A 14,515-nucleotide genomic window follows, 5' to 3' on the forward strand; every position below is an offset into this window, starting at 1 on the left:
TTGTACACATGGCAACTATTTTCGATCCGATCAAACTGGGCGACCTTGAGCTGTCCAACCGCATCATCATGGCTCCGCTGACCCGCTGCCGCGCCGACGAAGGCCGCGTGCCGAACGCGCTGATGGCTGAATACTACGTACAGCGCGCGTCGGCTGGCCTGATCCTGTCCGAAGCCACTTCGGTGACGCCGATGGGCGTCGGCTACCCGGACACCCCGGGCATCTGGTCCAACGACCAGGTGCGCGGCTGGACCAACGTGACCAAAGCCGTGCACGCTGCCGGCGGCAAGATCGTCCTGCAACTGTGGCACGTCGGCCGCATCTCGCATCCGTCGTACCTCAACGGCGAAACCCCGGTCGCGCCGAGCGCCATCCAGCCTAAAGGTCACGTCAGCCTGGTGCGTCCATTGGCCGACTATCCGACCCCGCGAGCTCTGGAAACCGCTGAAATCGCCGAGATCGTCGAGGCCTACCGCACCGGTGCCGAAAACGCCAAAGCCGCCGGTTTCGACGGCGTGGAAATCCACGGCGCCAACGGCTACCTGCTCGACCAGTTCCTGCAAAGCAGCACCAACCAGCGCACCGACAACTACGGTGGCTCCCTGGAAAACCGTGCGCGTCTCCTGCTGGAAGTGACTGACGCAGCGATCGACGTCTGGGGCGCCGGCCGTGTCGGCGTGCACTTGGCACCCCGCGCCGATTCCCATGACATGGGCGACGACAATCTGGCCGAGACCTTCACTTATGTGGCTCGCGAGCTGGGCAAGCGCGGCATCGCCTTCATCTGCTCCCGCGAGAAAGAAGGCGCCGACAGCCTCGGCCCACAGCTGAAAGAAGCTTTCGGCGGCGCGTACATCGCCAACGAACGCTTCACCAAGGACAGCGCCAATGCGTGGCTGGCTGAAGGCAAGGCTGACGCGGTAGCGTTCGGCGTACCGTTCATTGCCAACCCGGATCTGCCGGCACGCCTGAAGGCCGACGCACCGCTGAATGACGCACGTCCTGAGTTGTTCTACGCGAAAGGCCCGGTCGGTTATATCGATTATCCAACGCTGTAAACAACAACAACTAACAAGTAAGCCCCGCCTCGAAAGAGGCGGGGCTTTTTTATTTTCATACATTTAAAGATTCGCCATCAGAACAATATAAACCTAAGCTCCGCCCAGCAACTCATCAATTACAACCCACCAACTTAATCAAGCAAGGTTATATAAAAATGAATGATATAGATCCAAACAAACTTACATTCCTTCTGCAAATCACCAATGCCACGGACTCTACTTTCTGGCTTGAGGATTCCTCTGCAAAGCACCCACCCCTGACGCGTATCGACAAGATCCTCCCCTACCAGACCGTCTTCATGATGTTTGAAGGAGATCCTCATCTGAAGCAGGACATCGTTATTGATTACGATATCAAAAAGGAGGTATTCAGCACTTACGTCTGCTACACCAACTACAAACAGAAAGTACAATTCGACACTACGCTCAGTTATTGCTACCGACAAATGGCGGGGCACCGGCCTCCAAAGGTCGAACTCTTCTGGGATACCAATGCTTTCTCTATTGGCGCCGAACCCATCACCTGCGGCGCGGCATTGGAAAATGAAAACCCGGTTTACCCTTACAGCTATAAGATGATCGCATTCATGACGCCATCGGCCTGATAGAGAGTTTACTGCTCATGCAGTAACGGTACGGACAATGCTGACATTATAAAGGCGCGAGCAAACTCAAGGCCGTGGCTCAAGACCATCGGAAGTAACGCAGCCTGGTGGTGAGGATCGGGCAAAGGGAACTCAGAAACGAAACGGATCGGTTGGTGCGTATCGGCTGCTCGGCGCCCTTTTAGCCCGAGTCGTTAACATTCATTCACACAGTCGACACAAAACCCCTACAAAATACGTAGCTCGCTACCTATCAACCTGGCCAACGTACGTATATAAAAGCACCCATTACAAAAAGACTTGAAGCAGGGACATTTCCCCCGCTTCAAGTCTTGACACGGATAGATTCAATTACGCATTTTGTTTCATTTGCGCAGGCTGGGGCTCAGGCGCAGCATATCCAGTCCTGTATCGACCCAGCGCTCGGCTTCGGCATGCAATTGAAAGCTGTCCGGCGCCAACAGCCATCCATACAGGAGGCCATCGATATACGCATGAATGCTGATGGCCGCCCGGGCAGTGTCGAGATCTTCCGGCAACTGGCCGCGATTGACCGCATTACGCAGGGTCAGACCGATGCGCAGGTTGCAATCGAGACTGGCCGTGCGGCGCTGCTGGCGCAGATCGCACATTTCATCGGTGAATTCGCACTTATGAAACAGAATCTCGTTGATGCGACGGGTCTTCGGATCCAGGGCTACCTGATGAAACAGATGGATCAACAGCTTGCGCATGCACCCCAACGGGTCGAGTTCGTCCTCGCTCTCGCTGGCCTTGGCCAATTCATCCAGCGGTTCATGCAGGCTGTCGAGCATCGCCTGCACCAGATCGGCCTTGTTGCTGAAATGCCAATAGATGGCACCGCGCGTAACGCCGGCCATCGTCGCGATATCCGCCAGGGTCGTGCGGGCCACGCCCCTTTCATAAAACGCTTTCTCGGCCGCTTCGAGAATCTGGCTGCGCGTTTCCTGAGCTTCCTCTTTGGTACGACGGACCATGGCAGTAAAACCTCAAACAGGATGTTTCAGGGATGGCTGAATATCCGCTGAATAAAGAGGGGGCTGATCTCTCACGAATCGGCTCCCCGGCCTACAATTTCAAACCTTGCGACGCATTTTGTAACAGGGTGGGTACGACGCCAAGCTATTTACAAACAACCATGAACGTAAGTATATTCCTTAGCAAGCTACTTATCCACTCGACCCGATTTTTTTACCCTTTCACACTTCTTGTGCGCAATGTGCGCGCCTGACCCGAGGATCTTCATGCAATTCAAGCCAGCTGTTACCGCTCTGGTCACTGCCGTCGCCCTGGCATCGCTGCTCAGCGGATGTAAAAAGGAAGAAGCGGCCCCAGCCGCTCCGCCTCCTCAGGTCGGCGTCGTCACCCTGCAACCACAAGCGTTCACCCTCACGTCGGAACTGCCGGGGCGCACCAGTGCGTACCGCATCGCTGAAGTTCGACCACAGGTCAACGGCATCATTCTCAAACGTCTGTTCAAGGAAGGCGGCGACGTCAAAGCCGGCCAGCAGCTGTATCAGATCGATCCGGCAGTCTATGAAGCGACCCTGAAAAGCGCCGAAGCCAACCTGCGTTCGACCAAGTCGATCTCCGACCGCTACAAGCAACTGGTCGACGAGCAGGCCGTGAGCCGCCAGGAATACGACACCGCCGTGGCCAATCGCATGGAATCGGAAGCGTCGTTGCAGAGTGCGCAGATCAACGTGAAATACACCAAGGTCTACGCGCCGATCTCCGGCCGTATCGGCCGTTCTTCGGTGACCGAAGGCGCACTGGTCAGCAATGGTCAGGCCGACGCGATGGCGACGATCCAGCAACTGGACCCGATCTACGTCGACGTTACCCAGTCCTCGGTTGAGCTGCTGGAACTGCGCCGCGAGCTGGAAAGCGGTCGCCTGCAGAAGGCCGGCGACAACTCGGCAGCGGTCAAGTTGACCCTTGAGGACGGCAGCCAATACAAGCTCGACGGTAAGCTGGAATTCTCCGAAGTATCGGTTGATCCGACTACCGGTTCCGTGACCCTGCGCGCCGTGTTCCCGAACCCGGATCACACCCTGTTGCCAGGCATGTTCGTCCGCGCCCAGTTGCAGGCCGGGGTCAACGCCGCGGCCATTCTGGCGCCGCAACAAGGCGTGACCCGTGACCTCAAGGGCACTCCGACCGCACTGGTCGTCGGCCCGGATAACAAGGTTGAACTGCGTCAGCTCAAGGCCAGCCGTACCGTTGGCAGCCAGTGGCTGATCGAAGATGGCCTGAAAGCCGGCGATCGTCTGATCACCGAAGGCCTGCAATACGTTCGCCCAGGTGCTCAGGTCAACCCGACCGAAGCGACCAACGTAGCCAAGAACCCGGCCCCCGCTCAAGCAGCTGACAAAGCCGCTGGCGGCAAAGGGGAGTAACTCATGTCGAAATTTTTTATCGACCGTCCGATTTTCGCCTGGGTAATTGCCCTGGTGATCATGTTGGTCGGGGCACTATCGATCCTGAAATTGCCAATCAACCAGTACCCGAGCATTGCACCGCCGGCCATCGCGATCTCCGTGACCTACCCGGGCGCTTCGGCGCAAACCGTGCAGGACACCGTGGTCCAGGTGATCGAGCAGCAGCTCAACGGTATCGACAACCTGCGTTATGTGTCCTCGGAAAGTAACTCCGACGGCAGCATGACCATCACCGCGACCTTCGAGCAAGGCACCAACTCCGACACCGCGCAGGTTCAGGTTCAGAACAAGCTGAACCTGGCCACCCCGCTGCTGCCGCAGGAAGTGCAGCAACAGGGTATCCGCGTGACCAAGGCAGTGAAGAACTTCCTGCTGGTGATCGGCGTGGTGTCGCGTGACGGCAGCATGACCAAGGACGACCTGTCCAACTACATCGTGTCGAACATGCAGGACCCGATCTCGCGGACCGCCGGTGTCGGTGACTTCCAGGTCTTCGGTGCCCAGTACGCGATGCGCATCTGGCTCGATCCGGCCAAGCTGAACAAGTACAACCTGACGCCGTCTGATGTCAGCGCCGCGATCTCGGCGCAGAACGTCCAGGTGTCTTCCGGTCAGCTCGGCGGTTTGCCGGCGCTGCCTGGCCAGCAACTGAACGCTACGATCATCGGCAAGACCCGTCTGCAGACTGCCGAGCAGTTCAAGGCGATCCTGCTGAAGGTCAATCAGGACGGCTCCCAGGTCCGTGTCGGCGACGTGGCCGACGTCGGTCTGGGTGGTGAAAACTCGAGTATTTCTGCGCAGTTCAACGGCAGCCCGGCGTCCGGTCTGGCGGTAAAACTGGCCAACGGCGCCAACGCCCTCGACACCGCCAAAGCGCTGCGCAAGACGATTGACGACCTCAAGCCGTTCTTCCCGCAAGGCATGGAAGTGGTGTTCCCGTATGACACCACTCCGGTCGTGACCGAGTCGATCAAGGGTGTGGTTGAAACCCTGGTCGAAGCGATCGTGCTGGTGTTCCTGGTGATGTTCCTGTTCCTGCAGAACTTCCGCGCCACCGTCATCACCACGATGACCGTGCCGGTGGTATTGCTCGGTACGTTCGGCATCCTCGCCGCCGCCGGTTTCAGCATCAACACCCTGACCATGTTCGGTATGGTGCTGGCCATCGGCTTGCTGGTGGACGACGCCATCGTCGTGGTGGAAAACGTCGAGCGGGTGATGGCCGAAGAAGGCCTGTCACCGAAGGAAGCGACCAAGAAGTCGATGGGTCAGATCCAGGGTGCCCTGGTCGGTATCGCCCTGGTGCTGTCGGCGGTACTGCTGCCGATGGCGTTCTTCAGCGGTTCCACCGGTGTGATCTACAAGCAGTTCTCGATCACCATCGTCTCGGCCATGGCCCTGTCGGTAATGGTTGCACTGATCTTCACCCCGGCACTCTGCGCGACCATGCTCAAGCCGATTGCCAAGGGTGACCACGGCACGCCGAAAAAAGGTTTCTTCGGCTGGTTCAACCGCAATTTCGATCGCGGTGTCAGAAGTTATGAGCGCGGTGTCGGCAACATGCTGTCGCGCAAAGCCCCGTACCTGCTGGCGTACCTGCTGATCGTCGTCGGCATGATCTGGCTGTTCACCCGCATTCCAACCGCGTTCCTGCCGGAAGAAGACCAGGGCGTACTGTTCGCCCAGGTGCAAACCCCGGCCGGTTCCAGTGCGGAACGTACTCAAGTCGTGATCGACGAGATGCGTACCTACCTGCTGGATAAAGAAGCGGGTGCGGTGTCCTCGGTGTTCACCGTGAACGGCTTCAACTTTGCCGGTCGTGGTCAGAGCTCGGGTCTGGCGTTCATCATGCTCAAGCCGTGGCACGAGCGTGATTCGGGCAACAGCGTGTTTGCCCTGGCACAGCGGGCGCAGCAACACTTCTTCAGTTTCCGCGATGCGATGGTGTTTGCGTTCGCCCCGCCTGCGGTACTGGAATTGGGTAACGCCACCGGTTTCGACGTGTTCCTGCAGGACCGCGCCGGCATCGGTCACGAAAAACTGATGGAAGCCCGTAACCAGTTCCTCGGCATGGCCGCGCAGAGCAAGGTGCTCTACCAGGTGCGTCCGAACGGTCTGAACGACGAGCCGCAATACCATCTGGAAATCGACGATGAGAAAGCCCAGGCCCTGGGTCTGAGCCTCTCCGACATCAACAGCACCCTGTCGATCTCCTTCGGTAGTAGCTACGTCAACGACTTCATCGACCGTGGTCGGGTGAAGAAGGTGTATGTGCAAGGTCAGGCCGGTGCGCGCATGAGCCCTGAAGACCTGAAAAAGTGGTACGTGCGCAACAGCGCCGGGACCATGGTGCCGTTCTCCGCGTTCGCCAAGGGCGAGTGGATCTACGGTTCGCCGAAACTGGCCCGTTACAACGGCGTCGAAGCGATGGAAGTGCTCGGTTCTCCGGCGCCGGGTTACTCCACCGGTGAAGCGATGGCCGAAGTCGAAGCGATTGCCAAGAAGCTGCCGGCCGGTGTCGGTATCTCCTGGACCGGTCTGTCCTACGAGGAACGTCTGTCGGGCTCGCAAGCGCCAGCGCTGTACGCCCTGTCGCTGCTGATGGTGTTCCTGTGTCTGGCGGCGTTGTATGAAAGCTGGTCGATTCCGATCGCGGTCATGCTCGTGGTACCGCTGGGGATCATCGGTGCGCTGATGGCCACCAGCCTGCGCGGGCTGTCCAACGACGTGTACTTCCAGGTGGGCCTGTTGACGACCATCGGTCTTGCGGCTAAAAACGCCATTCTGATCGTCGAGTTCGCCAAGGAGCTGCATGAACAAGGGCGCAGTCTGCGCGATGCGGCGATCGAAGCGTGCCGCATGCGTCTGCGACCGATCATCATGACCTCGCTGGCGTTCGTCCTCGGTGTAGTACCGCTGGCGATCTCCACCGGTGCCGGTTCGGGTAGCCAGCACGCGATCGGTACTGGCGTGATTGGCGGTATGCTCACGGCCACGATCCTGGCGATCTTCTGGGTCCCACTGTTCTTCGTCACGGTTTCGTCCATCGGCCAGCGTAAAATCGCCGACCCGGACGAGACGACTGAAACTCCTAAAGAGGCTGGCCAATGAGCAAGTCGCTACTCTCCATCGCAGTCGCCGCCTTCGTGCTGAGCGGTTGCTCGCTGATCCCCGATTATCAGCAGCCTGAAGCACCGGTCGCGGGCCAGTACCCGCAGGGGCCGGCGTACTCGCCGGCCCAGGCGCCGGCGCAAGCCGCTGCCGAACAGGGCTGGAAGCAGTTTTTCCATGACCCGGCCCTGCAACAGCTGATCCAGGTATCACTGGAAAACAACCGCGACCTGCGTGTCGCGGCGCTGAACATCGACGCCTATGCGGCTCAATACCGCATCCAGCGTGCCGACCTGTTCCCGGCGGTTTCGGCCAATGCCAGCGGCAGCCGTCAGCGGGTTCCGGCCCGTGCCTCGCAGACCGGTGAAGCGAACATCAGCAGTTCCTACACCGCGACCGTCGGCATCAGCGCCTACGAACTCGACCTGTTCGGTCGGGTGCGCAGCCTGAGCGAACAAGCGCTGCAACAATACTTCGCCACCGAAGAAGCGCGCCGCAGCACGCAGATCAGTCTGGTGGCCAGTGTCGCCAACGCTTACATGACCTGGCAGGCCGACAAGGAGCTGCTCAAGCTGACGCAAGACACCCTCGGTGCCTTTGAAGAAAGCTACAAGCTGACCAGCCGCAGCAACGAAGTCGGTGTGGCCTCGGCGCTGGACCTGGCGCAGTCGCGCACCTCGGTGGAAAACGCCCGGGCGCAATTGGCCAAGTACACCCGTCAGGTGGCTCAGGACGAAAACAGCCTGACGCTGCTGCTCGGCACCGGCATCCCGGCCAATCTGCAAGCGGCCAAACCGCTGTCGGATGATCTGCTCAGCGACGTACCGGCCGGTCTGCCTTCGGACCTGCTGCAGCGTCGTCCGGACATCCTCCAGGCCGAGTACAACCTGAAAGCGGCCAACGCCAACATCGGCGCCGCCCGTGCAGCGTTCTTCCCGAGCATCAGCCTGACCGCCAACGCGGGCAGCCTGAGCCCGGACCTGTCCGGTCTGTTCAAGGGCGGTTCGGGGACCTGGCTGTTCCAACCGCAGATCAACCTGCCGATCTTCAACGCCGGCAGCCTGCGCGCCAGCCTCGACTATGCCAAGATCCAGAAGGACATTGGCGTGGCGAACTACGAGAAGTCAATTCAAACCGCCTTCCAGGAAGTCGCCGACGGCCTGGCCGCGCGCCAGACCTACACCGAGCAGCTGCAAGCGCAGCGTGACTTCGTCGCGGCCAACCAGGATTACTACCGCCTGGCCGAGCGTCGTTACCGCATCGGTGTCGACAGCAACCTGACCTTCCTCGACGCCCAGCGTCAGTTGTTCAGTGCGCAACAGGCACTGATCACCGACCGCCTCGCGCAGCTGACCAGTGCGGTCAACCTGTACAAGGCCCTGGGTGGTGGCTGGAATGCGCAGACCGCGCAGAACGAACCGCTGAAAGAAGAAGCACCGAAGATGAAGCTGTTCTGATCATCCGGTGAACACAAGGAGCCCGCCATTTGGCGGGCTTTTTGTTGCCTGAAACAAATGTGTTGTCTGGAATGGCGCTATCGCGAGCAGGCTCACTCCTACAGGGGAACGCATTCCAATTGTAGGAGTGAGCCTGCTCGCGATAGCGCCTTATCGACCACCACAAAACCCGGCTCAATCTTGCGTTCGATAATCGCCCAGAACCCGCTTTTACCAATTGAATCAAAACATCCGCCCCCCGCACCATTCGCTCCACAAAACCAATAACAACAGGTTCGACACCATGCTCCCGCGCCCTGTCCCGTCCGGCTGATCGCCGCCGCTTCATCCCTGATTCTGCAAGCTTGTGCCCGCCCCGAAATGGCGGCAACGGCTCTGTTCGACCTAAAAAAATAACAAGAGACCCTGCGATGACTCATCCCACTGCGCCGTACGCACTCCCCGGCCTGATCGCCCTGGCCCTGACCGGCGTCGCCCTCCCCGCCGCAGCCGAAGAAGCCGGTTTCGTCGAAGGTGCCAAGGTCAACCTCAACCTGCGCAACTTCTACATCAACCGCAACTTCACCAACCCGACCAAGGCTCAGGGCAAGGCTGAAGAGTGGACGCAGAACTTCATCCTCGACGCCAAATCCGGCTTCACCCAAGGCACCGTCGGCTTCGGCATGGACGTGCTCGGCCTGTACTCGGTGAAACTCGATGGCGGCAAAGGCACCGGTGGCACGCAACTGCTGCCGCTGGATCACGACGGACGGCCGGCGGACAACTTCGGCCGCACCAACGTCGCGTTCAAGGCCAAGCTCTCTCAGACCGAAATCAAGGTTGGCGAATGGATGCCGGTGCTGCCGATCCTGCGCTCGGATGACGGCCGTTCGCTGCCGCAAACCTTCCGTGGCGGGCAGATCACTTCGAAGGAAATCAACGGGCTGACCCTGTATGGCGGGCAGTTCCGCGCCAACAGCCCGCGCGACGACAGCAGCATGAGCGACATGTCGATGACCGGCAAAGCGGCGTTCACCTCTGATCGCTTCAACTTTCAGGGCGGCGAGTACGTTTTCAACGAAAAACGCACGCAGATCGGCCTGTGGAACGCCGAACTCAAGGACATCTACAGCCAGCAATACCTCAACCTGACTCACAGCCAGCCACTCGGGGACTGGACGCTGGGCGCCAACCTCGGTTTCTTCTACGGCAAGGACGACGGCAGCGCCCGCGCCGGCGAACTCGACAACAAGACCTGGTCGGGGATGTTCTCGGCCCGCTACGGCGGCAACACCTTCTACGTCGGCCTGCAGAAACTTACCGGCGACAGCGCCTGGATGCGGGTCAACGGCACCAGCGGCGGCACCCTGGCCAACGACAGTTACAACGCCAGCTACGACAACGCTCAGGAACGCTCCTGGCAGGTGCGCCACGACTACAACTTCGCCGCCCTGGGCATCCCCGGCCTGACCCTGATGAACCGCTACATCAGCGGCGACAACGTGCACACCGGAACCATCACCGATGGCAAGGAATGGGGCCGCGAATCGGAACTGGGCTACACCGTACAGAGCGGCGCCCTGCGTGACCTCAACGTGCGCTGGCGCAACTCGACCATGCGCCGCGATTTCAGCAACAACGAGTTCGACGAAAACCGTCTGATCATCAGCTATCCGATCAGCCTGCTCTGAACCCGCACGCCGGCGCTGCACAAGCGGCGCCGGCATCAACCACTGGTCAGCCGGACTGGCGATTTGTCGAAGCGCAGATACAGTCAACAGAGTGTGTAAATTCTCCAGCCTGCTGTAGGAGCCCTTAGTTTTCTTCCGTTATCTCCGGATGCTGTACGCGAAGCTGCCTTGGCCACGGAGGTCAGGTATGAGCAAGCGAATAGTTATCGTCGGTGGCGGTGTAGGTGGAACCATGCTGGCCAATCAACTGGTCGGCAAGCTGTATCCCGAAGTTCTACGCGGCGACGTCTCGATCACATTACTGTCCAGTTCCCCCGATCATTACTACAAACCTGCGTTCATGTACGTGGCGTTCAGCCAGTTCTTCGAAGAAGAACTCAAACGTCCGGAACGCTCATTGCTGCGCCCGGAAATCAGTTTCCACGTTGAAGAAGTCACCCGTTTCGACTTTCCCGGGCAGCAATTGCGCACCCGCACCGGCAAGCGCTTCGACTATGATTTTCTGGTGATCGCCACCGGCTGCGTGCCGGCGCCGGAACGCATCGCGGGTCTGCAAGAAGCCGGCGACCACTTCTATCAATACCTTCCTGCCCGGCAGCTGGCGCAACGCCTGAACACCATCGAAAAAGGCCGGATTTTCATTACCGTGTCCTTCCCGCAGACACCGAACGTCCCGCACCAATGCGGAATCGCGCCCGTGGAAACGACATTGATGCTGGATGATTTATTGCGTCGCCGGGGTGTTCGCGAGCAAGTGGAAATCATTTACACCTACCCGACGGTTGCCCAGCTATTGCGCAATTGTCTGTTCTTGCAGCGTCCCACGGGTGAAATTCTGCCGAGCATTTTTGCCCGGAAAAACATTCATTTTCAGCGTGGCTTCACCTTGAGCCATGTGGATCCCGATGCAAAAGTCGCCCACTCAGCCGAGGGCGACGCGCAACCCTTCGACATTCTGATGGCTACTCCACCCATCCAGGCCGTCGAGGTGGTGCGTGAGTGCGGCATCTCACACGCCGCCAATGATGAAGGATGGCTGCCGACCAATCACGAAACGCTGCAGGTCTACGGTCTGGAGAATGTCTACGTGATCGGCGACACCGTCGACCTGCCGGTCAGCAAGGCCGGCGGCGCCTGTCATAACCAGGCGCCGGTGATCGCCAACAACATCACCGCCCAGATCCGTCTTGGCGCCCCCAACTCGGTATACGACGGTCGGGTACAGGCGGTAGCCCAAATGGGCCTGAATGCCGGGATGCCACTGTGGTACGACTACGCCCACGATGTATTGCCGACACCCCCGACCAAATTGGGCGGTCTGCTCAGAAACGGTTTCAATCGCGGTCTTTACTGGGCGGTGGCCCGGGGAATGCTTTGACCCTGCACAGGGAGGAGTGATTGCTCATGAACATGCCCGAGGAAATGTCAGCCACGCCCGGGTTCACTGCCTTGATGGCAAAACTGCAGCCGTTAATCGATGGCGGACGCCTGGAGAATATTGTCGACCTGCTTTCCCTGGTTTCCGACATCGCCGATTTGCTCGACCCGGCCATGGTGGAAAAACTCGCGCAATTGTTCGAGAGCAGCACAGCCGCCACCTGGACAGTCAGTAATGCAGTGCGCGTAGCCAAAGCCGAAGTATCGGCACAGTCAGCGGCGCCGGGCACTCTGGCGTTGCTCAAACTGCTGAATGAAGAGGACACACGCAAAGGCGTGGCCGTTGTCCTGAAAACCCTCAACGTCATTGGACGACAACTGTAATCCGCCAGAGAGGACCTCCTCATGAGCGCCAAACTCGAAACGGCAGGGAACGCCTGCACCCACTGGGACGCCAAGGCGTACCAGCAGTTTTCCCGTCTCAGGCAACGCCCGGTCAACGAATTGCTCGACCGTATCGATCTGCACGACCCCAGACGAATTTATGACCTGGGCTGCGGCACCGGCATCGCCACTCAACTGCTGGCCGAGCGCTGGCCGCGTGCGCAGTTGCTGGGTGTCGACAGCTCGCGGCAGATGCTTGATCAGGCCCGGTGCCTGCCGATCAACGCCCAATGGCAAGAGTGCGACCTGCTCGACTGGCAACCCGAACAACCGGCCGATCTGCTGCTCGCGGCGGCGGTGCTGCATTTCATTGGCGATCATCAACACCTGCTGCCGCGCCTGCTGGGGTATCTGCGCCCGGGCGGCTGTCTGGCGGTGCACATGCCGGACTGGCGCGAGGCCTTGTGGTATCGATTGATGCTCGACACCCTCGACGACGCGGGACCGGGACACACCCCCATCGGCACACCGCAACTGCGCCAGTGCATGGCTGCGCGGTCATTGTTGACACTGGAGGACTATTACCGCGTGCTGGCGCCGCTGACCACGTCGCTGGAGATCTGGGAAACCGAGCAATTGCAGGTGGTTGGCGGCAAATCGCCGGTGTACGACTGGGTGAAGGTCTCGGCGCTGCGGCCGGTGATGCAGACGCTGACGTCTCAGGAACAGGCGCGGTTTATCTATCACTTCCTGATGCGGGTGCATAAACATTACCCGCCGGAGAAAAACGGGCAGACGCTGTTTCCGTTCAAGCGGATTTTCATTGTCGCCAGGATCTGAGTGCCTGTGCTGATTGATGCATCACGGCGCCTGCCGCTTTCGCGAGCAAGCCCGCTCCCACAGGGAAATGCATTCCCAATGTGGGAGTGGATTTTCATTGTCGCCAGGGTTTGAGTGCATGTGCTGATTGATGCATCACGGCGCCTGCCGCTTTCGCGAGCAAGCCCGCTCCCACAGGGAAATGCATTCCCAATGTGGGAGCGGATTTTCAATGTTGCCAGGGTTTGAGTGCCTGTGCTGATTGATGCGTCACGGCGTCTGCCGCTTTCGCGAGCAAGCCCGCTCCCACAGGGAAATGCATTCTAAATGTGGGAGCGGGCTTGCTCGCGAAGGCGTCAGTTCAGGCACCATCACTCCCGGGATTCGACTCCCAGCTCATCCCACACCGACTCCGCCAGATGAAACGTGGCATTCGCCGCCGGGATCCCGCAATAAATCGCGCTCTGCATGATCACTTCCTTGATCTCGCTCCTGCTCACACCGTTGTTGGCCGCCGCACGCAGATGCAATTTCAGCTCGGCCTCGCGATTCATCCCGATCAGCATGGCGATGGTGATCAGGCTGCGCGTGTGCCGTGGCAGGCCCGGGCGGGTCCAGATGTCGCCCCAGGCGTGACGCGTGATCATCTCCTGGAATTCCGAGTTGAACTCGGTCAGCGCATTCAGGCTGCGGTCGACGTGAGCATCGCCCAATACCGCGCGGCGGACTTGCAGGCCTTCGTCGTAACGTTGTTTCTCGTCCACAAAAACTTCCTCACTGAGCGTTCAGAAACGCCAACACACGATCACTGAAAGCGGCACCGGCCTGCACGTTGGACAGGTGCGCAGCATAGAACTCGGCGTACTCGGCGCCGCGCACATGCTCCTGAATGAAATGCCCACCGGACGGTGGCGTCACCGCATCTTCGGTACCCGCGATCACCAGCAGCGGCAGGTTGATCGAGGCCAGTTGCTCACGGAAATCGGCATCGCGCACTGCCGCACAATTGGCCGCATAACCTTCAGGCGAAGTCGCCGCGAGCATGTCGGTGATCTTCTTCGCCGCGGCCGGATTGGCCGCGGAAAAATCAGGCGTGAACCAACGGGCAATCGACGCATCACGCAGGGCGACCATCGCTGCCGGACCGTCACGCAGCACGGTTTCAATACGCGGGTTCCACACCGACGGATCGCCGATCTTCGCGGCGGTGTTGCACACGATCAACTTGTGCAGACGATGACCGGCATTGATCCCCAGCCACTGGCCGATCAACCCGCCCATCGACAGTCCGCAGAAATGCGCACGCTCGATGTGCAGCGCATCCAGCAGACTCAGCACGTCGCGGCCCAGTTGCTCGATGCTGTATGGCCCCGGTGTCACCAACGACTGGCCGTGACCACGGGTGTCGAAACGCAGCACCCGGAAGTGCTCGGTGAACGCCGGCATCTGCGCGTCCCACATGTGCAGGTCGGTGCCCAGCGAGTTGGACAGCACCAGCACCGGCGCATCGACCGGGCCTTCAATAACGTAATGCAGTTCGCCATCGGCGAGTTGAACGAAAGCCACAGC

12 protein-coding genes are annotated in these 14,515 nt (G+C 59.7%); 9 read left to right on the plus strand and 3 right to left on the minus strand.

Translation table 11 applies throughout. The annotated features are described in order from the left end of the window. The first annotated feature begins 8 nt into the window (after positions 1 to 8). Entirely contained in the window at positions 9 to 1,058 is a 1,050-nt protein-coding gene (locus tag VLA07_RS01775; protein WP_096797051.1) for an alkene reductase, read from the plus strand. Positions 1,059 to 1,216: 158 nt separating this feature from the next. Next, on the plus strand, positions 1,217 to 1,666 hold the full coding sequence (locus tag VLA07_RS01780) for a hypothetical protein (RefSeq protein ID WP_103369021.1): 450 nt from the start codon (positions 1,217 to 1,219) through the stop codon (positions 1,664 to 1,666). A gap of 365 nt (positions 1,667 to 2,031) precedes the next feature. Here the strand turns inward: VLA07_RS01780 and emhR are convergent, their stop codons facing one another. Further along, the gene (gene emhR / locus VLA07_RS01785) at positions 2,032 to 2,664 is read right to left on the minus strand and encodes an efflux system transcriptional repressor EmhR (RefSeq protein WP_027614407.1); all 633 of its coding nucleotides are present in this window, start codon (positions 2,662 to 2,664) and stop codon (positions 2,032 to 2,034) included. A gap of 267 nt (positions 2,665 to 2,931) precedes the next feature. Here emhR and emhA point away from each other — a divergent pair, with 267 nt between their 5' ends. The 7 genes from emhA (at position 2,932) to VLA07_RS01820 (ending at position 12,967) form a co-directional block, all read left to right on the plus strand. Further along, positions 2,932 to 4,086, plus strand: a complete 1,155-nt coding sequence (gene emhA, locus VLA07_RS01790) for an efflux RND transporter periplasmic adaptor subunit EmhA (RefSeq protein ID WP_027614406.1) — start codon at positions 2,932 to 2,934, stop codon at positions 4,084 to 4,086. Between the two features lie 3 nt (positions 4,087 to 4,089). Then, positions 4,090 to 7,239 carry an efflux RND transporter permease subunit EmhB gene (gene emhB / locus VLA07_RS01795; RefSeq protein WP_027614405.1) on the plus strand — a complete coding sequence of 1,050 codons (3,150 nt, stop codon included), beginning with the start codon at positions 4,090 to 4,092 and terminating at the stop codon, positions 7,237 to 7,239. Further along, on the plus strand, positions 7,236 to 8,696 hold the full coding sequence (gene emhC, locus VLA07_RS01800) for an efflux RND transporter outer membrane subunit EmhC (RefSeq protein ID WP_027614404.1): 1,461 nt from the start codon (positions 7,236 to 7,238) through the stop codon (positions 8,694 to 8,696). The genes emhB and emhC overlap by 4 nt, the downstream gene beginning before the upstream one ends. Before the next feature lie 410 nt (positions 8,697 to 9,106). Next, a complete protein-coding gene (locus VLA07_RS01805; protein ID WP_097086604.1) occupies positions 9,107 to 10,366 on the plus strand; it encodes an OprD family porin in 1,260 nt (419 codons plus the stop codon). Between the two features lie 187 nt (positions 10,367 to 10,553). Beyond that, a complete protein-coding gene (locus VLA07_RS01810; RefSeq protein ID WP_333988316.1) occupies positions 10,554 to 11,744 on the plus strand; it encodes an NAD(P)/FAD-dependent oxidoreductase in 1,191 nt (396 codons plus the stop codon). A 26-nt stretch (positions 11,745 to 11,770) separates the two neighbouring features. Then, positions 11,771 to 12,127 (plus strand): DUF1641 domain-containing protein, encoded by a 357-nt coding sequence (locus VLA07_RS01815; RefSeq protein ID WP_095138480.1) that lies wholly within the window; start codon positions 11,771 to 11,773, stop codon positions 12,125 to 12,127. A 21-nt stretch (positions 12,128 to 12,148) separates the two neighbouring features. After that, a complete protein-coding gene (locus VLA07_RS01820) occupies positions 12,149 to 12,967 on the plus strand; it encodes a methyltransferase domain-containing protein (RefSeq protein ID WP_333988317.1) in 819 nt (272 codons plus the stop codon). Positions 12,968 to 13,317: 350 nt separating this feature from the next. On the opposite strand, the gene pcaC is transcribed toward VLA07_RS01820, so the two are convergent. Continuing rightward, positions 13,318 to 13,710, minus strand: a complete 393-nt coding sequence (pcaC, locus tag VLA07_RS01825) for a 4-carboxymuconolactone decarboxylase (RefSeq protein WP_027614399.1) — start codon at positions 13,708 to 13,710, stop codon at positions 13,318 to 13,320. A 10-nt stretch (positions 13,711 to 13,720) separates the two neighbouring features. Beyond that, positions 13,721 to 14,512 (minus strand): 3-oxoadipate enol-lactonase, encoded by a 792-nt coding sequence (gene pcaD / locus VLA07_RS01830; RefSeq protein ID WP_103369029.1) that lies wholly within the window; start codon positions 14,510 to 14,512, stop codon positions 13,721 to 13,723. Positions 14,513 to 14,515 lie beyond the last annotated feature (3 nt).

The sequence above is a fragment of the Pseudomonas sp. S3(2024) genome (assembly GCF_036861315.1).
Lineage (GTDB): Bacteria > Pseudomonadota > Gammaproteobacteria > Pseudomonadales > Pseudomonadaceae > Aquipseudomonas > Aquipseudomonas putida_A.